The organism is Streptomyces sp. NBC_01255, assembly GCF_036226445.1.
Classification (GTDB): domain Bacteria; phylum Actinomycetota; class Actinomycetes; order Streptomycetales; family Streptomycetaceae; genus Streptomyces.
In genome coordinates this window covers 5842711-5861659 of record NZ_CP108474.1, presented here as the reverse complement: position 1 = coordinate 5861659, position 18949 = coordinate 5842711, and the positions used below count along the sequence as shown (strand labels likewise).

At 72.3% G+C, this 18949-nt stretch carries 19 protein-coding genes; 4 read left to right on the top strand and 15 right to left on the bottom strand.

Going from position 1 to position 18949, the window contains the following annotated elements:
- Positions 1-51: 51 nt before the first annotated feature.
- Entirely contained in the window at positions 52-873 is an 822-nt protein-coding gene (locus OG357_RS26515; RefSeq protein ID WP_443066822.1) for a helix-turn-helix transcriptional regulator, read from the bottom strand.
- 167 nt (positions 874-1040) lie between these two features.
- Here OG357_RS26515 and OG357_RS26510 point away from each other — a divergent pair, with 167 nt between their 5' ends.
- Positions 1041-2435, top strand: coding sequence for an MFS transporter (locus tag OG357_RS26510; protein WP_329623531.1), 1395 nt, complete (start codon positions 1041-1043; stop codon positions 2433-2435).
- Position 2436: 1 nt separating this feature from the next.
- Here the strand turns inward: OG357_RS26510 and OG357_RS26505 are convergent, their stop codons facing one another.
- From OG357_RS26505 to OG357_RS26485, 5 genes are all read right to left on the bottom strand, one after another.
- Positions 2437-2790, bottom strand: a complete 354-nt coding sequence (locus tag OG357_RS26505; RefSeq protein WP_329623530.1) for an MmcQ/YjbR family DNA-binding protein — start codon at positions 2788-2790, stop codon at positions 2437-2439.
- Between the two features lie 5 nt (positions 2791-2795).
- Positions 2796-4097, bottom strand: coding sequence for a hemolysin family protein (locus OG357_RS26500; protein ID WP_329623529.1), 1302 nt, complete (start codon positions 4095-4097; stop codon positions 2796-2798).
- Positions 4098-4101: 4 nt separating this feature from the next.
- Complete coding sequence (gene ybeY / locus OG357_RS26495) at positions 4102-4599, bottom strand: rRNA maturation RNase YbeY (RefSeq protein WP_141297996.1); 498 nt, start codon at positions 4597-4599, stop codon at positions 4102-4104.
- 12 nt (positions 4600-4611) lie between these two features.
- Complete coding sequence (locus tag OG357_RS26490) at positions 4612-5694, bottom strand: PhoH family protein (RefSeq protein ID WP_329623528.1); 1083 nt, start codon at positions 5692-5694, stop codon at positions 4612-4614.
- Positions 5695-5799: 105 nt separating this feature from the next.
- Positions 5800-6930 (bottom strand): carbohydrate kinase family protein, encoded by a 1131-nt coding sequence (locus OG357_RS26485; protein WP_329623527.1) that lies wholly within the window; start codon positions 6928-6930, stop codon positions 5800-5802.
- A gap of 254 nt (positions 6931-7184) precedes the next feature.
- Between OG357_RS26485 and OG357_RS26480 the strand changes: the two genes are divergently transcribed.
- Positions 7185-8540 (top strand): MFS transporter, encoded by a 1356-nt coding sequence (locus OG357_RS26480; protein ID WP_329623526.1) that lies wholly within the window; start codon positions 7185-7187, stop codon positions 8538-8540.
- 220 nt (positions 8541-8760) lie between these two features.
- Positions 8761-9507, top strand: a complete 747-nt coding sequence (locus tag OG357_RS26475) for a class I SAM-dependent methyltransferase (RefSeq protein WP_329623525.1) — start codon at positions 8761-8763, stop codon at positions 9505-9507.
- Positions 9508-9526: 19 nt separating this feature from the next.
- Here OG357_RS26475 and OG357_RS26470 read toward each other — a convergent pair whose 3' ends face one another.
- From OG357_RS26470 to OG357_RS26450, 5 genes are all read right to left on the bottom strand, one after another.
- Positions 9527-10534, bottom strand: a complete 1008-nt coding sequence (locus OG357_RS26470; RefSeq protein WP_329623524.1) for an adenosine deaminase — start codon at positions 10532-10534, stop codon at positions 9527-9529.
- A gap of 10 nt (positions 10535-10544) precedes the next feature.
- A complete protein-coding gene (locus tag OG357_RS26465) occupies positions 10545-11447 on the bottom strand; it encodes a ribonuclease Z (RefSeq protein ID WP_329623523.1) in 903 nt (300 codons plus the stop codon).
- 3 nt (positions 11448-11450) lie between these two features.
- Positions 11451-11810, bottom strand: a complete 360-nt coding sequence (locus OG357_RS26460) for a histidine triad nucleotide-binding protein (protein ID WP_329623522.1) — start codon at positions 11808-11810, stop codon at positions 11451-11453.
- Positions 11811-11896: 86 nt separating this feature from the next.
- Complete coding sequence (locus OG357_RS26455; protein WP_329623521.1) at positions 11897-12991, bottom strand: tetratricopeptide repeat protein; 1095 nt, start codon at positions 12989-12991, stop codon at positions 11897-11899.
- The gene (locus tag OG357_RS26450) at positions 12988-14304 is read right to left on the bottom strand and encodes an ATP-binding protein (protein WP_329623520.1); all 1317 of its coding nucleotides are present in this window, start codon (positions 14302-14304) and stop codon (positions 12988-12990) included. Before OG357_RS26450 ends, OG357_RS26455 begins: the two co-directional genes overlap by 4 nt.
- A gap of 94 nt (positions 14305-14398) precedes the next feature.
- Between OG357_RS26450 and OG357_RS26445 the strand changes: the two genes are divergently transcribed.
- Positions 14399-14764 (top strand): hypothetical protein, encoded by a 366-nt coding sequence (locus tag OG357_RS26445; protein WP_329623519.1) that lies wholly within the window; start codon positions 14399-14401, stop codon positions 14762-14764.
- On the opposite strand, the gene OG357_RS26440 is transcribed toward OG357_RS26445, so the two are convergent.
- From OG357_RS26440 to hrcA, 4 genes are all read right to left on the bottom strand, one after another.
- A complete protein-coding gene (locus OG357_RS26440; RefSeq protein ID WP_329623518.1) occupies positions 14761-15504 on the bottom strand; it encodes a 16S rRNA (uracil(1498)-N(3))-methyltransferase in 744 nt (247 codons plus the stop codon). The genes OG357_RS26445 and OG357_RS26440 overlap by 4 nt on opposite strands.
- Positions 15501-16583, bottom strand: coding sequence for a nitronate monooxygenase (locus OG357_RS26435; RefSeq protein ID WP_329623517.1), 1083 nt, complete (start codon positions 16581-16583; stop codon positions 15501-15503). Before OG357_RS26435 ends, OG357_RS26440 begins: the two co-directional genes overlap by 4 nt.
- Before the next feature lie 167 nt (positions 16584-16750).
- Positions 16751-17887: a molecular chaperone DnaJ gene (gene dnaJ, locus OG357_RS26430; RefSeq protein WP_329623516.1), complete on the bottom strand. Its 1137-nt coding sequence runs from the start codon at positions 17885-17887 to the stop codon at positions 16751-16753.
- On the bottom strand, positions 17888-18907 hold the full coding sequence (gene hrcA, locus OG357_RS26425; protein ID WP_317595083.1) for a heat-inducible transcriptional repressor HrcA: 1020 nt from the start codon (positions 18905-18907) through the stop codon (positions 17888-17890).
- Positions 18908-18949 lie beyond the last annotated feature (42 nt).

Sequence of the window (18949 nt, the reverse complement as noted above, 5' to 3'; positions counted from 1 at the left end):
GGGTCTCATCCCGGGGCTTGTGCAGATCTCGTCCCCGGACTCGTGCGGGCCTCAGCCCGCGACCGGGTACATCGCCCCGCGGCGGCCCTCCGGGGAGACCAGCCACTCCAGCTTCGCGGCCGTGTCGGCCTCCGGCAGCGGGGTGTGCATGACGATGACCAGGTCCGGCCGGGCCGGGACCCTGAGCTGCGTGGCCTCGACGACCAGGGTGCCGACCAGCGGGTGCTCCATCTCCTTGCGGTTCTGGCCGCCCGGCAGGATGTCCCGCCGCTCCCACAGCTCGGCGAACTCCGGGCTCAGCTCCTTGAGCTCCTCGACGACCGCCCGGAACCCCTCGTCGTCCGGGCACTCCGAGCAGGCGGAACGGAACTGGGCGACGACCCGGGGCGCGAGCGCCTCCCAGTGGCCCATGCGCGAGCGGTACAGCGGGTCGGTGAAGAAGGTGACGAGGCAGTTCTGCGGGGTCTCCGGCCGCATCCCGAGCACGATCGCCGCCGCGTCGTTGTAGATGACCGTGTTCCAGTACACGTCCATGATGTGCGCGGGGAACGGCATCCACGTGTCGATCAGCCGCCGCAGCCCCTGGCACATGTCCCGGTCCTCCGGGGCGGCCTCCAGGGCCGGCGGGTTGAGCGCCGCGAGGACGTACAGATGACGCCGCTCCGCCGGGCTCAGCCGCAGCACGCGCGCCACCGAGTCCAGTACCTGCGGCGAGACCGTGATGTCGCGGCCCTGCTCCAGCCACTGGTACCAGGACACCCCGACCCCCGCGAGGACCGCGACCTCCTCGCGGCGCAGCCCCGGCGTGCGGCGGCGCGCCCCGCCGTCCGGGAGCCCCGCCTCGGCCGGGCTCACCCGGGCCCGGCGGCTCATCAGGAACTCGCGCAGTTCGCCGAGGCGGTGCTGCTTCGTGCTGGTGCTCTCTAGAGCGGTGGCCACGTGTGCTTCCTCCCCCTGGATGCCTGTGGTGCCTGGTGGTACGACCAACAGGATAAGTACCCGCTCCCCACCCTTGTTCCCGTGGCACGAGAGTCGTCGGCATGGCAACGACGACCACTCCCCCCGCTCCGAACACCGCTCCCCCGGCCTCCCTCACCGGCCGCAACCGGCTCATCCTCTTCGTCCTGTGCGCCGCCCAGTTCATGGTCGCGCTCGACTTCTCCGTCCTGAACGTGGCCCTGCCCGTCCTCGGCGCCGACCTCGGCCTCGACCAGTCCGCCCTCCAGTGGGCCGTCACCGCCTTCGCCCTCCCCTCCGGCGGATTCCTGCTCCTCTTCGGCCGGATGGGCGACCTCTACGGACGCAAGAAGCTCTTCCTCGCCGGGCTCGCGCTCTTCGGCGCTGCCTCGCTGCTCGCCACCTTCGCCTGGAACCCGGCCGCCTTCCTCACCGGGCGCGCCCTCCAGGGCATCGGCGCCGCCGCGATCGTGCCCACCGGCATGTCGCTCCTGACGACGACGTTCCCCGAGGGTCCGCTGCGGGACAAGGCGCTCGGCATCTCCGGCACCCTGCTCTCGCTGGGCTTCACCGTCGGCATGCTGCTCGGCGGGGTCATGACCGACACCCTCGGCTGGCGCTCCACGATGGGCCTGCTCGCCCTCTTCACCGTGATCGTGCTGCCGCTCGCGCCGGGTCTGCTCCCCGAGTCCCGCACCCCCGAGCGGCCCCGGCTCGACGTGCCGGGCGCGGTCACCGTCACCGGTGGTCTGCTCGCCCTGATCTACTCGCTGTCGACGGCCGCGGAGCACGGCTTCGGCCGTACGGACGTGCAGGTCACGCTGGTGGCGGGGGTGCTGCTCCTCGCGGTCTTCGTCCGGGTCGAGTCCCGGCACGCGGCTCCGCTGGTCTCGCTGCCGATGCTGCGGCGGGGCACGGTCGCCTTCGGCAACCTGGGCGGCCTGATCACCTTCTCGATGATGTCGGCCGTCGTCTTCGTCCTGACCCTGTACCTCCAGGAGACGCTGGACCTGTCGGCCTTCGCCACCGGTCTCGTCTTCGGCGTGCAGGGAGTGGCCTCGATCGTCGCCGGCATGCTCGCGCCGAAGGCCATCGGCCGGATCGGCGCCCGCAGCGTCCTGGTGGGCTCGCTCGTCGGGCAGGGCCTGCTGACGGCCGCGATCCTCGGGGTGAGCGAGGACGGCGGCGTGGTCCTGGCGACGGTCGCCGTCTCGCTGGCCTCGATGTGCCACCTGGGCGCGATCATCTCGTACGGACTGACCGTCACCTCCGGTGTGCCGGACGAGGAGCAGGGCCTGGCGACCGGCCTGGTGACGACCACCCAGCAGGTCGGGCTCACGATCGGGATCCCGCTGCTCGGGGTGCTCGCGACGACGAGCGGGGACCTGTACGGGGGCGTCCGCACGGTCCTCGCCCTGGACGCGGCGATCGTGCTCGGTACGGCGGTGCTCGTCGCCCTCGGCCTGCGCCGAAGGTAGCTCAGGGCCGGTCGAGGCGGAGCCGTACCGCCTTGGGAAGACCGGCGACGACGAGGTCGTACGAGTCCTCGACGAGCTCCCGGACCATCCGGTCCGGGAGCTCTCCGACGGTCACCGTGTTCCAGTGCCGCTTGTTCATGTGATAGCCGGGGGCGACGGCCGGGTGCTCCTCGCGGAGCCGTACCGCCTCGTCCGGGTCGCACTTGAGGTTGACCCGCAGCGGCGCGGAGTCGAGTGCCGACAGCGCGAACAGCTTCCCGGCGACCTTGAAGACGGAGGTCTCCGGGCCGAAGGGGAACTCCTCCGTCGCGTCGTTGAAGTCCAGGCAGAAGGCGCGCAGCTCGTCGGGGGTCATGCGGGCTACTCCTCGGGTTCCGTCGGTTCCGGTTCCAGCGGTTCCACGAGCACGGTGACGATCTTGTTCCGGCGGCCGGCCGGGGACTCCGCCGTGAGCCGCAGCGAGCGGCCGTCCGGCAGCTCCACGACCGCCTTCGCGCCCGCGATCGGGACGCGGCCGAGGGCCTTGGCGAGGAGTCCGCCGACGGTCTCGACGTCCTCGTCGTCGTACTCGTCGGGCCCGAAGCCGTACAGCTCGCCGAGGTCGCCGATGTCGAGGCGGGCGGTGACGCGGTGGCGGCCCTCGCCCAGCTCCTGGACGGGCGGCAGCTCGCGGTCGTACTCGTCGGTGATCTCGCCGACGATCTCTTCCAGGATGTCCTCGATGGTGACGATGCCGGCCGTGCCGCCGTACTCGTCGATGACGACGGCGACGTGGTTGCGCTCCTGCTGCATCTCGCGCAGCAGATCGCCGGCGTTCTTGGTGTCGGGGACGAAGGCGGCGGCCCGCATCGCGGTCGACAGGACGTCGGCCTCGGAGTCGCGGTTGATGTGCGTCTTGCGGACGAGGTCCTTCAGATACACGATCCCGACGATGTCGTCCTCGTTCTCGCCGGTGACCGGGATCCGGGAGAAGCCGGAGCGCAGCGCGAGCGTGAGGGCCTGACGGATCGTCTTGTACCGCTCGATGCAGACGAGGTCGGTGCGCGGCACCATGACCTCCCGTACGAGCGTGTCGCCCAGCTCGAAGACGGAGTGCACCATGCGGCGCTCGTCGTCCTCGATCAGCGACTCCGCCTCGGCGAGGTCGACCATGGCCCGCAGCTCGGCCTCGGAGGCGAAGGGGCCCTTGCGGAAGCCCTTGCCGGGGGTGAGCGCGTTGCCGATGAGGATCAGGAGCTGCGGGATCGGCCCCATGATCCGGGCGAGCGGCAGCAGGACGTACGCGGCGGCGGTCGCCGTGTTCAGCGGGTGCTGGCGGCCGATGGTGCGCGGCGACACGCCGACGGCCACGTACGAGACGAGGACCATGACGACGATGGCGACGAGCAGCGCCTCCCAGGTCTCCGGGAAGGCTTCGAGGCAGGCGTACGTGACGAGGACGCCGGCCGCCATCTCGCAGGCGACGCGGACGAGCAGCGCCACGTTGAGATAGCGGGTCGGGTCGGAGGCGATCTGGGCGAGCTTCTCGGCCCCGCGCCGCCCGGACCGTACGGCCTCGGCGGCGCGGAAGCTGGTGACGCGGGCGAGACCGGCCTCGGCGCAGGCGGCGAGCCAGGCGACGACGACCAGGGCGACCGCGCCGAGGATCAGCGAGACGTCCATCGGGTCAGGAGACGGTCGGCGCCGGGGACGGGCCGGTGTGGCCCTTCTCCGCGCGCCAGCCGTCGACGATCGCCGCCTGGAGGCCGAACATCTCGGCCTTCTCCTCGGGCTCCTCGTGGTCGTATCCGAGGAGGTGGAGCACGCCGTGGACGGTGAGGAGCTGGAGCTCCTCGTCCATGGAGTGCTCCGTCGGCGCGTCCTTGCCCTGCTGGGTGGCGACCTCGGGGCAGAGCACGATGTCGCCCAGGAGCCCCTGCGGGGGCTCCTGGTCGTCCTTCGCCGGCGGGCGCAGCTCGTCCATCGGGAAGGACATGACGTCCGTCGGCCCGGGCAGGTCCATCCACTGGATGTGGAGCTGCTCCATCGCCTCCGCGTCCACGACGATCACCGAGAGCTCGGAGAGCGGGTGGATGCGCATGCGCGCGAGCGCGTAGCGGGCGATGTCGAGGATCGCCTGCTCGTCGACCTCGGTACCGGACTCGTTGTTGACGTCGATCGACATGTGTTCTGCGTTCTACTTCCCGTTACGGCCGCGCCGATGCTCGCCGCGGCTGTCGTCGCGGGTCTCGTTGCGGAGGTCGTACTGCTCGTACGCGTCGACGATACGGCCGACGAGCTTGTGCCGGACGACATCCTGCGACGTGAGCGTCGAGAAGTGGACGTCCTGGACACCGTCCAGGATGTCGCGGACCTGGCGCAGACCGCTCTTCGTGCCGTTCGGCAGGTCGACCTGGGTGACGTCACCGGTGATGACGATCTTCGAGTCGAAGCCGAGGCGGGTGAGGAACATCTTCATCTGCTCGGGGTTCGTGTTCTGCGCCTCGTCGAGGATGATGAACGCGTCGTTGAGCGTCCTGCCTCGCATGTAGGCCAGCGGCGCGACCTCGATCGTCCCGCTCGCCATGAGCTTGGGGATCGAGTCGGGGTCGAGCATGTCGTGCAGCGCGTCGTAGAGCGGGCGCAGGTACGGGTCGATCTTCTCGTAGAGCGTGCCGGGCAGGAAGCCGAGCCGCTCGCCCGCCTCGACGGCGGGCCGGGTCAGGATGATCCGGGTGACCTGCTTGGACTGCAGGGCCTGGACCGCCTTGGCCATGGCGAGGTAGGTCTTGCCGGTACCGGCGGGGCCGATGCCGAAGACGATCGTGTGCTTGTCGATCGCGTCGACGTACCGCTTCTGGTTGAGCGTCTTGGGGCGGATGGTGCGGCCGCGGCTGGAGAGGATGTTCTGCGTGAGCACCTCGGCGGGGGTCTCGCCGCCGCCGTCCGCCGATCCGTTCTCGCTCGCCCTGAGCATGGCGATCGAACGTTCCACTGCGTCCTCCGTCATCGGCTGACCGGTGCGGAGCACCAGCATCATCTCGTCGAACAGGCGCTGTATCAGGGCGACTTCCGCCGCGTCCCCGACCGCGCTGACCTGGTTGCCCCGGACATGGATGTCGGCCTGCGGGAAGGACTTCTCGATGACGCGGAGCAGCGCGTCACCGGAGCCCAGCAGGCTCACCATCGGATGCTTGGCGGGGACGGTGAAGTGGGCGCGGGCCTGGTCGGACGTCCCGTCGAGGGACGCTCCGTCGTGGGCTGTGGGTGTCTGAGTCATGGGCCGGCACTGTGGCCTGCGCATACCTCCCGTTGCAGGGTTCTCGCTGCTCGACAACCTCTCGGCTTCCAAGCCTACGACTTGGTAGCCACAGCCCGAAGGGATTTACGAAGCGGCCGCACGGAAGCCGATCGTGGGGACAGCCCGGCGCAGCGGCCAGGGGCGCGCGGGGGCCGGCAGGAGCCGCTCCAGGAAGGCGTAACGGCTGCGCAGCGCCTCGGGGTCCTGCTTGGCGTGGCCCTGGACGTGCTGCCACCAGGCGGCGATCTCGCCCCAGGTGGGGGCGGAGAGCGAGCCGCCGAACTCCTGGACGGAGAGTGCGGCGGTGAGGCCCGCGAAGGCGAGGCGGTCGGCGAGGGGCCAGTCGGCGAGGGTGCCGGTGACGAAGCCGGCGACGAAGACGTCCCCGGCGCCGGTGGGGTCGAGGGCGGAGACCTGGATGGCGGGGACCTCGGCGGTCTCGCCGGTGGCGCCGTCGACGGCGTAGGCGCCCTCGGCACCGAGGGTGACCACCGCGTAGCGGACCTTGTCGGCGAGGGCGCGGGCGGCGGCCCGGGGGCAGTCGGTGCGGGTGTACCGCATGGCCTCGGCGGCGTTGGGCAGGAAGGCCTCGCAGTGCTCCAGGTCGGTGAGGCCCGCCAGGTCCCAGTGGCCGGTGTCGTCCCAGCCGACGTCGGCGAAGACCTTGGCGCCGCCGCGTGCGGCCTGGGCGACCCACGCCTCGCTGCGGCCGGGGACGAGGGAGGCGACGGCGGCGCGGGCGTGCGGCGGGTAGGCGGGCAGGGCGCCGGCGGCGGCGTCGACATCGGGCGGGGCCTCGTGGCCGTGGGAGACCATCGTGCGCTCGCCCTCGTAGGCCATGGAGACGGTCACCGGGGAGTGCCAGCCGGGGACGGTGCGGGAGAGCGTCAGGTCGATGCCCTCGCCCTGCTCCAGGGCGTCCCAGCAGTACTCGCCGTAGTGGTCGTCGCCGAAGGCGGCGGCGAGGGAGGTGCGCAGACCGAGGCGGGCGAGGGCGGTGGCCATGTTGGCGACGCCGCCGGGGCTGGAGCCCATGCCACGGGCCCAGGACTCGGTGCCGCGGACGGGCGCGCTGTCGAGGCCGGTGAAGATGATGTCGAGGAAGACGGTGCCGGTCAGGAAGACGTCGCAGTCGGGGTCGGTGGGCTCGCGCAGGCACACCAACGGGTCGACCCCGGCGTGGTGTTGCGGCTGGTCTCCCCTTGCTGTGCTCACGGCGGCTCCCCGAACGTGGTGCGGATCAGATCAGTGTGCCCGATGGGGGCAGGGTGACGGGTGGGACGCACGAGGAAGGTCCACCCCGTACCCGTAAACCCGCACACCAAACCAACAGTGACCGGGATCACACATTTTACTCCCGGAAACCACCTTCTCGGGCAACTCACCTGCTTGATACACATGGTTCCGCGACCCCGTGTTCCCTGCACCACCGGGCGCTCCACCCTCCCTTTTCGTTCCCGGGAACGCCCATGTCGTCGCGCCTGCGCGGCTCGGGGGCCCTTGTCGCCCTCGTCGCCCTCTTCACCGCCGGTTACCTCGCCCCGTACCTGCTGCCGACCGTCGTCGGCCGCCTCGCCTCGGGGCTCGGCATCGGCCCCTCCCAGGCGGGCCTGGTCGGCTCCGTCCTGCTGCTCGGATCCTCCACCGCCGGGTTCACGCTCGCCGCGCGCGGAGAGCGGATCGGCCCCCGCACGGCGGCCCGCGCGGGCCTGATCGCCATGGCGATCGGGTACGGCTCCGCCGCCGCGACCCACGCCGTGCCGCTGGTGGTCGCGGGCGCGGTCCTCGGCGGCCTCGGCTCGGGTACGGCGACGGCGGTCGCCGCGGCCGGGATCGCCGGGCAGCGCGACCCGCACCGGGCCTCGTCGCTGGGCCTGCTGACGGTCTCGGCCACCGCGGGCGCCCTCTACCTCACGCTGCCGCACCTGAGCGCGGGCCACGCGCCCCCGCTGCTCGCGATCGCCTGCGCGGCGGCCCTGGTGTGGCCGCTGACGGGCCGGCTGCCGGGCCGGCTGCCGGGCCGGCTGCCGGGCACCGCCGGTCGTACGGCCCCGGGTTCCGCGCCCGCCGGCCCCCTCCCGTACCGCCGGGCCGGGGCGGTACTCGCCGGGGCCATCCTCTGCTGGTCCCTCGCGCAGAACGCGCTCTGGGGCGTGAGCGGCCGCATCGGTCTCACCCAGGCCGGGCTCTCCGAGGTCACGGTCGGCGCGGTCTTCGCGGCGGCGCTCGGCGCGGGACTCGTCGGGGTCACGGCGGCGGGCGCGCTCGGCTCGCGCCTCGGCAGGGCGGTGCCGATCGGCGTCGGCACCGCCGCCATCGCGGCCTGCGTGCTGCTGAGCTCGGCCGCCGGGAACCTGGCGTCCTTCGCGACCGGCGAGATCCTGTGGAACGCCGTCTACCCGGTCGTCCTCTCGTACCTCCTCGGCCTCGCCGCCTCCCTCGACCCGCGCGGCCGCTGGGCCGTCCTGGTCGGCTCGGCGTCCTCCCTGGGCGTCGCGTGCGGCCCCGTCGTCGGCAGCCTGCTCTCGGAGAGCGCCGGGTACACGGGCATGGGCGTGGTCCTCTGCACCCTGCTCCTCCTCGTCGCGGCCCCCATGGCGGCGGTGGCCCGGCATGCCTCCGGCCGCCCCCTCGTCCCGGGCTCCGTCCGCCGCCGCGGCGGCGCCCCGGCCGCGGTCCTCGCGGGCACGGCCTCGGCGTCCTCCGCGCTCGTCCCGCAGATGGGCGCCCCGGAACAGCCGGTCACCGAGTTCCGCGTGCGCACGGCACGCCGCCGGGCTGCGAAATCGGCCTTCCGCCTGGCGCGTCCGTCGGACCGCGGCTAGCGGCGATTCCACCCCCGCCACCTGCGACGTTCATCTCGCAGTGGATCTGCTTGTTGGGTGATACGAGGGTGACCCGGCCAACTTCTTTGTGTGATCCGCTCATACGACAGCCGGACAAGGCAGGCGCAGACTCACTGCCACGACCGCTGACGGACAACCCTCCCTTTCCGGAGGGCTGTTCGACGTGGCCACCTACAGGACGAGTAGATGGGGGAAACACGTGAACGTGCAGGACCAGTACGACGAGATCGGCGAGGCGTTCGAGGGCTTCAAGTCCCTGCCGCTGATGCGTTACGGGGAGGTGCCGAGCTTCCTGAGCCTGGTCGGTGACGTGACCGGCAAGTCGGTCCTCGACCTGGCGTGCGACACCGGCTTCTACAGCAGGGAGTTCAAGCGGCGCGGCGCCACCGACGTCTTCGGCGTCGACATCTCCGTCGAGATGATCGCCGCCGCGAAGGAGATCGACCAGCGCGACCCGCTGGGCGTGGTCTACGAGGTCGGCGACGTGGCCGAGCTGCGGCAGCTCGACCGGCGCTACGACATCGCGCTGGGCGTGCAGTGTCTCAACTACGCCGCGGACATCGCCGAGACGGAGCGGATGTGCGCCAACATCCACAAGAACCTGAAGCCGGGCGGAGAGTTCTTCCTCCTCGTCCAGACACCCGACTACCGGTACGACGGCCCGCCGCTGGACAAGTACGGCTTCCGCATCGAGGCGACCGGCGAGGAGATCGAGACGGGCAGCCGAGGGCGGCTCACGGCTCTCCTCGACCCGCAGCCGATCACCATCATCACCACGTGCCCGCGCCGCGAGGTCTACGAGCAGTCCCTGAAGGCGGCCGGGTTCAGCGCGCTGGAGTGGGTCCCGCTGTCGGTGTCCGAGGCCGGCATCCGCGCGTACGGCGAGGAGTTCTGGGCGGACATGCTCTCCAACCCGCCACTGGAACTGCTGCGCTGCCGCGCCTGACGGTGCCGGGCCCCGTCCCCTACGCCCCGAAGTCGTAGGCCTCCACCTCGGCGAGGCAACGGGCCCTGCGGGGTTCGTCGTCTTCCAGGAAGGAGGCCTCGAAGGAGTTGCGGGCGAGGGCGCGGAGCTGTTCCGGCTCCAGGGACAGGGCCGTTCGGACGGCGTCGAAGTTGTCGCCCGCGTAGCCGCCGAAGTAGGCCGGGTCGTCGGAGTTCACCGTCACCAGCAGGCCCGCCGCCATCATCGCGCGCAGCGGGTGGTCGGCGAGGGTGTCGATGACGCGGAGCCGGACGTTCGACAGGGGGCAGAGCGTGAGCGGCACCCGCTCGCGGGCCAGCCGGTCGACGAGCTCCGGGTCCTCCATGCAGCGCAGCCCGTGGTCGACGCGCTCCACACCGAGGACGTCCAGGGCCTCGCGGACGTACTCCGCGGGGCCCTCCTCGCCCGCGTGCGCGACACGCCGCAGCCCGAGCCGGGCGGCCTCCTCGTACACCTCGCGGAACTTCGCCGGCGGGTGGCCGACCTCCGCCGAGTCCAGGCCGACGCCGGTGATCCGGTGCAGGTACGGCTTCGCCGCCTCCAGGGTGGCCATCGCCGACTCGGCGGACTCGTCGCGCAGGAAGCACATGATGAGCCGGGTCGAGATCCCGTACCGCTCCCCGGCCCGGTCGAGGGCGGCCCCGAGGCCCTCGATCACGGTGCCGATCGGGACTCCGCGGGCGGTGTGCGCCTGCGGGTCGAAGAAGATCTCGGCGTGCCGGACGCCCTGGCCCGCGGCCCGCTCCAGATAGGCGTCGGCGAGCTCCGTGAAGTCCTCGGCGGTGCGCAGGACCGCCATCAGGCCGTAGTAGAGGTCCAGGAAGGACTGGAGGTCGCTGAACTCGTACGCCTCGCGCAGCGCGGTGGTGTCCGCGTACGGCAGGGTGACGCCGTTGCGCGCGGCGAGCGCGAAGGCCAGCTCGGGTTCGAGGGTGCCTTCGATGTGGAGGTGGAGTTCGGCCTTGGGAAGGGCTGTGGGGAGGGGCATGGGTGGTGCTCTATCTCTTCGGTACGGGGACCCGCATGAGGTCCTGGGCAATGCTCAGTTCGCCGTCGAAGCCGGCCGCCCGCGCCTGCCGCTCGAACTCGGCCGGGTCGCTGTAGCGCTGGGAGAAGTGGGTCAGGACGAGGTGCCGTACGCCCGCGTCCCGCGCGACCGCCGCGGCCTGTCCGGCCGTCAGATGGCCGTGGTCGGTGGCGAGCCGGACGTCCTCGTCGAGGAAGGTCGACTCGATGACGAGCATGTCGGCGCCCTCGGCGAGCGCGTGCACCCCGTCGCAGAGGCGGGTGTCCATGACGAAGGCGAAGCGCTGCCCGCGCCGGACCTCGCTGACCTCGTCGAGCGTCACGCCGCCGAGCACGCCGTCGCGCTGGATCCGGCCCACGTCGGGCCCCTTGATGCCGTGCGCGGCGAGCCGCTCGGGCAGGATCCGGCGCCCGTCGGGCTCGATGATCCGGTAGCCGTACGACTCGACGGGGTGCGACAGCCTGCGCGCGTCGAGGGTGTACGCCTCGGTGACCGCGAGCGGCCCGTCGGCGGCGACGGGCCCCTCGGTCAGCTTCACCGTCTCGCGGTAGGCCGTGGCGTACCGCAGCCGCTCGAAGAAGTGCTGCCCGCTCGCCGGGTAGTGGGCGGTGACCGGGTGCGGGACCTGGTCGAGGTTGATCCGCTGGATCACCCCGGCCAGGCCCAGCGAGTGGTCGCCGTGGAAGTGCGTGACGCAGATCCGGTCGAGGTCGTGCGCCGCGACCCCGGCGCGCAGCATCTGGCGCTGGGTGCCCTCGCCGGGGTCGAAGAGGATGCCCTGGCCGTCCCAGCGCAGCAGATAGCCGTTGTGGTTGCGGTGCCGGGTCGGGACCTGGCTGGCGGTCCCGAGGACGACCAGTTCGCGTACGGACACGGGTTATCCGGGCGGCCAGTTGAGACCGCGGCCGCCCAGCACGTGCGCGTGGGCGTGGAAGACGGTCTGACCGGCGCCGGTGCCGGTGTTGAAGACGATCCGGAAGCCGTGGCCGTCGATCTTCTCCTGCGCGGCGATCTCTCCCGCCTCCCGCAGTATGTCGGCGGCGACGGACGGCGCGGCGGCGGCCAGGGACGCGGCGTCCGGGTAGTGGAGCCGCGGGATGACGAGGATGTGCGTGGGCGCCTGCGGGTTGATGTCGCGGAACGCGAGGGTCGTCTCGGTCTCGCGCACGATCGTCGCCGGCACCTCCCCTTCCGCGATCTTGCAGAACAGGCAGTCGCTCTGCGGCTCTCCGGCCATGGCCTGGGCCTCCTCGCCTTGTCGGTCGATACACGTCGGTACGACGGGAATGCTATCCGCCGCCACCGACAGGACCCGCTCCCCGGTCAGTCCTTCGGCGCGCGGCGGTTCAGGGCCGAGCGGCTCACCCAGTACGTGATGATCACCGCCCAGAACAGCGGCGTGCCGAGCCCGCCCACCACGCCCGAGTCGAAGGACCACAGGGCGAGCGCGGCGAGCGAGTAGAGGCCGAGGAGCCCGACGGCCCCGGCCATGAACAGCACCGGCCGGCAGTTGCGCGCCACGAGGAGCATGGGGCGGCGCAGCCGGGGCGGCACCCTACGGGCCATCCACACGCCCCATCCCGTCCAGGCGCCCACGAGCACGGCCAGGCCGACCAGCAGCGGGCCGGCCGCGTCGGCCCAGGTCGCGCGGCCGGGGATCCAGGCGATGGCGACGGCGGAGGCCACGAAGCCGAGCAGGGCCACCCAGCGGGCCCCGGCCGCGGTGTTCCAGGCCATGGCCTCCAGGTTGTAGCGGGCCTTGCGGTCGTCGAGGTCGAGCGCGGCGGAGGCCACGAAGCCCTCGGCGGCCTGCGTCCAGGCCCCGCGCCGGAACCAGCGGCGCCGCAGCCGCAGCAGCGAGAGGTTGTTGTGGGCCTCGCTGCTCTGCGGGTTGAGCCGCAGGGCCGTCTCGTACGCCCGCTGCGCGGTGGCGTGGTCGCCCCGGCGCTGGGCGGTCAGGCCCACCAGGAAGTGCGCCGCGTCCTCCTCGGGGCCGAGGGCGACGGCGGCCCGCGCCGCCTCGTACGCCTCGACCGCGCGGCCCCGGCTGCGGGCGTGTTCGGCGTGCTCGGCGAGGGCGGTGCCGAGCGCGTAATGACTGCCCCAGTACTGCGGGGCGATCCCGACGGCCCGCCGGGCCGTGGTCTCGGCCTCCGGGAACCGCTTCAGGGCCAGCAGGATCTGGACGCGCATCAGCCAGCCCATGAGCAGCTCGGGCCGGGCGCCCAGCGCCTGGTCCACCGCGGCCAGGGCGGCCGGGGCGTCGCCGGCCCGGTGGTGGCAGCGGGCGAGCAGGACGAGGGCGTCGGCGTCCTCCGGGTCGGTCGCCAGGTGCTGGGCGACGAGCGCCCCGGCCTGCTCGTACCGTCCGGTGTCGTACAGCGCCTCGGCGCGCAGGAGCGCGGTCGGAGTGGTCACAGCTTGCGCTTCCGCTTCAGGTAGGCGAGAAGGTCGTCGTAGAGCCCGCCCTCGTTGGCGAACATGGCGACGTTCCGGGCGGCGGCGAACCACGGCTCCGTGGACGGCTTGATCTGCTTGGCCGCGCCGAGCAGATCCTTCGTCGTGATCAGGCGTACGGAGCCGCTGCGGGCGGAGTCGAGGAGCGCGGCCTCGGCGGCGGTCTCGCAGAGGTGGGCGAGGTCGGCGCCGGAGAAGTCCTCGGTGACCTTGACGAGCTTGCCGAGGTCGACGGCCTCGATGGGGCGCTCGCGCAGGTGGTAGCGGAGGATCGCCTCCCGGGCGGCGGCGTCGGGCGGCAGCACGAGGAGCGTGCGGTCGAGGCGGCCGGGGCGGCGGAGCGCGATGTCCACGTCCCAGGGCACGTTGGTGGCGGCGAGCACGAAGACGCCTTCGTTGCCGGCGCCGCTCGCGATGCCGTCGAGCTCGGTGAGGAGCTGGTTGACGACGTTGCGCAGACCGCTGTGGTGGGTGCGGGAACGCTTGGCGCCGAGGGCGTCCAACTCGTCGAGGAAGACGACGCAGGGGGCCTGGCGGCGGGCCGTCTCGAAGATGTCGTGGATGTTCTTCTCGGAGGCCCCGATCCACATGTCGAGGACGTCGGAGAGCGAGACGGTGAGGAAGTTCGCGCCGAGCTCGCCCGCGACGGCCCGGGCGATGAAGGTCTTGCCGCAGCCGGGCGGCCCGTACAGGAGCAGTCCGCCGCGCAGCGACTTGCCGTACAGCCTGCGCAGTTCGGGGTTGCGCATGGGGGCGAGGAAGGCGGCCTCCAGGCGGTCCTTGACCTCCTCCATGCCGCCGACGTCGGCGAGGCGTACGGAGCCGGGGGCGTCCACGTCCCAGGCGGCGGCGTCCCCGGCGGGCCCGTCACCGCCGTCGGCCTGCGGGTCCTCCAGGAAGCGGGGGCCGACGAGGTCCTGGACCTGCTGCTCGGCGGCGTCCCAGTCGAAGGAGGGGGCGTTGCCAGGGGCGGGGGCCTCGGGTGCTTCGGGTGCGGGCTGCTCGGCGGCGGGAGGCTGCACCGGAGCCGGAGCCGGAGCCGGAGCCGGGGCAGGCGCCGCGGCCGGGGGCATGCCCATCGCCCGCATCATCAGCGCGCGGGCGTCCGCGTCCCCGGGCGCGTGCTGGAGGGCGACCGCTGCCTCCGCGACGGCCTCCTCGTTGCGCCCCTCGGAAAGGAGCAGCTCGGCGAAGTGGAGGCGCAGGGGTACGTCACCGGGGGCGGCGGCAACGGCGGTGCGCAGACTGCGGATCAGAGGGGACTCGTCGGCCATGCGGCCACCCTATGAAGCCCCCCGGGGCAGCCGTCCACCGGGTTCCGGCAAAAAAGGCCGTCCGGGCAGGAAGGCCGTCCGTACACTGCGCCGGATGAGACGCGACGGCGCGCTGCGCAAGCTGACGGTGGACGGCACGGTGTGGCTCTGGAATGTCCGCCACCGCCACCCCGACTGCCGTACGGTCCTCACCCTGCGCCGCGCCGAGACCCGGCACGCCCAGCTCCGCCTGGTCTTCCGGGACGGGCCGGGCCGGATCGTGGCGGGCTATCCGATGGGCCTGGGCGAGGTGGCCGCCGTCGGAGGGGGCTGGCTCAACCTCAACGAGCCGGGTGTGGTGCGCCGTTTCCTCGAAGAGGCCCTGACCCGGGACCTCGTCCCCACCGCACACGGGCAGTGGGAGGAGGACGGCTGGCCGCTCTTCGACACGCTCACGGCGACCGAACCCCCTTCCGCTTAGCTCCAGCGGCCGGTGCGCCCCAGGACGAGGGCCGTCGCCGCCGTACCCGCCGTGGAGGTGCGCAGGACGCTGCGGCCCAGCCGGTACGGCTTCGCGCCGGCCGCCTCGAAGGCCGCGAGCTCGTCCGGGGAGACTCCGCCCTCGGGGCCGACGATCAGCACGATCGAACCCTTCGCGGGCAGTTCGGCGGTGGCCAGCGCACCGGACGGATGCGCACGGTCCTCGTGCAGGACGGCGGCGAAGTCGGCGGCCGCGAGGAGGGCGGCGAGCTGCTTGGTCGTCATCAGGTCGGCGACCTCGGGGAAACGGGTGCGGCGCGACTGCTTGCCCGCCTCGCGCGCGGTGGAACGCCACTTGGCGAGCGCCTTGAGACCCCGGTCGCCCTTCCACTGGGTGATGCAGCGGGACGCGGCCCAGGGCACGATCGCGTCGACCCCGGTCTCCGTCATGGTCTCGACGGCGAGTTCGCCCCGGTCGCCCTTGGGCAGCGCCTGCACGACCGTGATCCGCGGCTCCTCCGCGGGGTCCTCGTGCACCTCGTCGACCCGCACGGTCAGCTGGTCCTTGCCCTCGGCGGCCAGCACCACGCACTCGGCCCAGCGCCCCCGGCCGTCGGCGAGGACGAGCTCCTCGCCCTCCCGGAGCCGCTTCACGGAGACGGCGTGCCGGCCCTCGGAACCGTCCAGGAGGAAGCTCCCGGGGCCGGGGACGGCGTCGACGACGAAGACGGGTGCGGTCATGAAGCGCTCCTGTGAGCCAGGTCGGAGAGTGCGGTGTCGAGTTCGGCGGCCAGGACCTCGACGAGCTGCCCGGCGGGGAGTTCGCGGGCGAGACGGTGGCCCTGTCCGGCCCACAGGGCCATGCCCTGGGCGTCGCCGGAGGCGGCGGCGGCCTTGCGGAGCGGGGCGGTGAGGTGGTGGACCTCGGGGTAGGCGGCGGGGGCGTACGGCCCGTGCTCGCGCATGAAGCGGTTGACGAGCCCGCGCGCCGGACGCCCGGAGAAGGCCCGGGTGAAGGCGGTCCGGGTGAAGAGCGGATCCGTCAGGGCCCGCTTGTGCAGCGGGTGCGCGCCGGACTCGGGGCAGCCGAGGAAGGCGGTGCCGAGCTGGGCGGCGTCGGCCCCGGCGGCGAGGGCGGCGGCGATCTGCGCGCCGCGCATGATCCCGCCGGTGGCGACGATCGGCAGCGCGACGCTCTCGCGGACCTGGGTGACGAGGGCGAGGAGCCCGGTCCCCGGAGTGTCGTCGTCCTGCGGGTCGTCGCGGTACGTGCCCTGGTGGCCGCCGGCCTCGACGCCCTGGACGCAGACGGCGTCGGCACCGGCCCGCTCGGCTGCGACGGCGTCCTCGGCGGAGGTGACGGTGACGAGCGTGAACGTTCCGGCACGGGCGAAGGCGGCGAGCGTCTCGGGCGGGGGACAGCCAAAGGTGAAGGAGACGACGCGGACCGGGTCGTCCAGGAGGATCGCCATCTTGGCGTCGTGGCCGTCGTCGCGGCAGTCGTCGGCCTCCCCGAGGGAGGTCTCGTACCAGGTCGCCTCGCCGGCGAGCTGGTGCCGGTAGACCTCGACGGCGGCGGGATCGGCGTGCGGGCCGACCTGCGGCATGAAGAGGTTGACGCCGAAGGGGCGCGCGGTGAGCCCGCGCACCTGCTTGATCTCCTGGTACAGGCCTCCGGCCGTCTTGTACCCGCCGGCCAGGAAGCCGAGCGCACCGGCCTCGCAGACGGCTCCGACGAGCTCGGGACAGGAAGCGCCACCCGCCATGGGGGCCTGCACGATCGGATACCGAAAGAGATCGTTCAGTGCGGTGGTGGACATACGGGCATCGTTTCATGACGGCCCCGGCGGGCCGAATCGGTACGTCAGGTCACGGAAGGCGGGCTTCCGGAACCTCAGGAACCTCAGGAATCTCCGGAACCTCAGGAAGAGGGAAGGGGCGGAACAGCTCGTCGCCGTCCCGCCCCTTCCCTCACGATGCCGTCCGGTCAGGTCCGCCCGTTGAAGGCGTCCTTCAGGCGCGAGAACAGCCCCTGCTGGCCCGGCTGGAACTGCCCGGTGGGCCGCTCCTCGCCGCGCAGCTTGGCCAGCTCGCGCAGGAGCCGCTCCTGCTCCGCGTCGAGCTTTCCGGGGGTCTGCACCTCGACGTGCACGATCAGGTCGCCCCGGCCGTTGCCCCGCAGGTGCGTGACGCCGCGGCCGTGCAGCGGAACCGACTGGCCGGACTGCGTGCCCGGACGGATGTCGATCTCCTCGATGCCGTCGAGGGTCTGCAGCGGCACCTTCGTGCCGAGCGCGCCCGCCGTCATCGGGATGGTCACCGTGCAGTGCAGGTCGTCGCCGCGCCGCTGGAACGTGTCGTGCGGGATCTCGTGGATCTCGACGTACAGGTCACCGGCCGGGCCGCCGCCGGGGCCGACCTCGCCCTCGCCGGCGAGCTGGATCCGGGTGCCGTTGTCGACACCGGCCGGGATCTTGACCGTGAGGGTGCGACGGGACCGGACCCGGCCGTCGCCCGCGCACTCGGGGCACGGGGTCGGGACGACGGTGCCGAAGCCCTGGCACTGCGGGCAGGGCCGGGAGGTCATGACCTGGCCCAGGAAGGACCGGGTGACCTGGGAGACCTCACCGCGGCCGCGGCACATGTCACACGTCTGCGCGGAGGTGCCGGGCGCGGCACCCTCACCCGAACAGGTGGTGCAGACGACGGCCGTGTCGACCTGGATGTCCTTGGTGGTGCCGAAGGCCGCCTCGTTGAGGTCGATCTCCAGGCGGATCATGGCGTCCTGGCCGCGGCGGGTCCGCGAGCGCGGTCCGCGCTGCGAGGCCGTGCCGAAGAAGGCGTCCATGATGTCGGAGAAGTTGCCGAAGCCACCGGCCCCGAAGCCGCCCGCGCCGCCGCCGGAGGCCGAGAGCGGGTCGCCGCCGAGGTCGTAGACCTGCTTCTTCTGCGGGTCCGAGAGGACCTCGTAGGCGGCGTTGATCTCCTTGAAGCGTTCCTGCGTCTTCGGATCGGGATTGACGTCCGGGTGCAGCTCGCGCGCGAGCCTCCGGAAAGCCTTCTTGATCTCGTCCTGGGAAGCGTCGCGGCGCACGCCGAGTACGGCGTAGTAGTCCGTGGCCACTTACGACTCCGCCAGGATCTGTCCGACGTAACGTGCCACTGCGCGTACCGCTCCCATCGTTCCGGGGTAGTCCATGCGGGTCGGTCCGACCACGCCGAGTTTGGCGACTGCTTCGCCGCCCGAACCGTAGCCGACCGAGACGACCGAGGTGGAGCTCAGCCCCTCGTGGGCGTTCTCGTGCCCGATGCGTACGGTCATGCCCGATTCCTTGGCCTCGCCCAGCAGCTTGAGGAGCACGACCTGCTCCTCCAGGGCTTCCAGGACGGGCCTGATCATCAAGGGGAAGTCGGGTCCGAAGCGGGTGAGATTGGCGGTTCCGCCGATCATCAGCCGCTCCTCGTGCTCCTCCACGAGCGATTCGAGGAGGGTCGCGAGCACGGTCGAGACCGTGGCGCGGTCCTCGAGCTCCTCGAAGGACTCGGGGAGGTCCTGCACCAGCTGCGGCACGTCGGCGAACCGGCGGCCGACCACCCGGCTGTTGAGCCGGGCCCGCAGGTCGGCGAGGGAGGTCTCGCCGAACGGCGCGGGACAGTCGATGACGCGCTGCTCGACGCGGCCGGTGTCCGTGATGAGCACAAGCATCAGGCGGGCCGGGGCCAGCGCGAGCAGCTCCACGTGACGGACGGTCGAGCGGGTCAGCGAGGGGTACTGGACGACGGCGACCTGACGGGTCAGCTGAGCCAGCAGCCGGACCGTACGCCCGACGACGTCGTCGAGATCGACCGCACCGTCCAGGAAGTTGTGGATCGCGCGCCGCTCGGGCGTCGACAGCGGCTTGACGCCGGCCAGCCGGTCGACGAAGAGCCGGTAGCCCTTGTCGGTCGGGATGCGCCCGGCACTGGTGTGAGGCTGGGCGATGTAGCCCTCCTCCTCCAGCACGGCCATGTCGTTGCGGACCGTGGCGGGCGAGACGCCGAGCTTGTGGCGCTCGGTGAGCGCCTTCGAGCCGACCGGCTCCTCCGTCCCGACGTAGTCCTGGACGATGGCGCGCAAGACCTCGAGTCTGCGTTCGCTGAGCATCGTGCGCACCTCCAGCTGTCGTCGTCGTTCCGGATGCTCCGG

What these genes read in the sequence shown, in the direction of transcription:
- OG357_RS26515 (WP_443066822.1), bottom strand. Translation starts at nt 873, where the DNA reads ATGAGCCGCCGGGCCCGGGTGAGCCCGGCCGAGGCGGGGCTCCCGGAC.
- OG357_RS26510 (WP_329623531.1), top strand. Translation starts at nt 1,041, where the DNA reads ATGGCAACGACGACCACTCCCCCCGCTCCGAACACCGCTCCCCCGGCC.
- OG357_RS26505 (WP_329623530.1), bottom strand. Translation starts at nt 2,790, where the DNA reads ATGACCCCCGACGAGCTGCGCGCCTTCTGCCTGGACTTCAACGACGCG.
- OG357_RS26500 (WP_329623529.1), bottom strand. Translation starts at nt 4,097, where the DNA reads ATGGACGTCTCGCTGATCCTCGGCGCGGTCGCCCTGGTCGTCGTCGCC.
- ybeY (WP_141297996.1), bottom strand. Translation starts at nt 4,599, where the DNA reads ATGTCGATCGACGTCAACAACGAGTCCGGTACCGAGGTCGACGAGCAG.
- OG357_RS26490 (WP_329623528.1), bottom strand. Translation starts at nt 5,694, where the DNA reads ATGACTCAGACACCCACAGCCCACGACGGAGCGTCCCTCGACGGGACG.
- OG357_RS26480 (WP_329623526.1), top strand. Translation starts at nt 7,185, where the DNA reads ATGTCGTCGCGCCTGCGCGGCTCGGGGGCCCTTGTCGCCCTCGTCGCC.
- OG357_RS26470 (WP_329623524.1), bottom strand. Translation starts at nt 10,534, where the DNA reads ATGCCCCTCCCCACAGCCCTTCCCAAGGCCGAACTCCACCTCCACATC.
- OG357_RS26460 (WP_329623522.1), bottom strand. Translation starts at nt 11,810, where the DNA reads ATGGCCGGAGAGCCGCAGAGCGACTGCCTGTTCTGCAAGATCGCGGAA.
- OG357_RS26450 (WP_329623520.1), bottom strand. Translation starts at nt 14,304, where the DNA reads ATGGCCGACGAGTCCCCTCTGATCCGCAGTCTGCGCACCGCCGTTGCC.
- OG357_RS26445 (WP_329623519.1), top strand. Translation starts at nt 14,399, where the DNA reads ATGAGACGCGACGGCGCGCTGCGCAAGCTGACGGTGGACGGCACGGTG.
- OG357_RS26440 (WP_329623518.1), bottom strand. Translation starts at nt 15,504, where the DNA reads ATGACCGCACCCGTCTTCGTCGTCGACGCCGTCCCCGGCCCCGGGAGC.
- OG357_RS26435 (WP_329623517.1), bottom strand. Translation starts at nt 16,583, where the DNA reads ATGTCCACCACCGCACTGAACGATCTCTTTCGGTATCCGATCGTGCAG.
- hrcA (WP_317595083.1), bottom strand. Translation starts at nt 18,907, where the DNA reads ATGCTCAGCGAACGCAGACTCGAGGTCTTGCGCGCCATCGTCCAGGAC.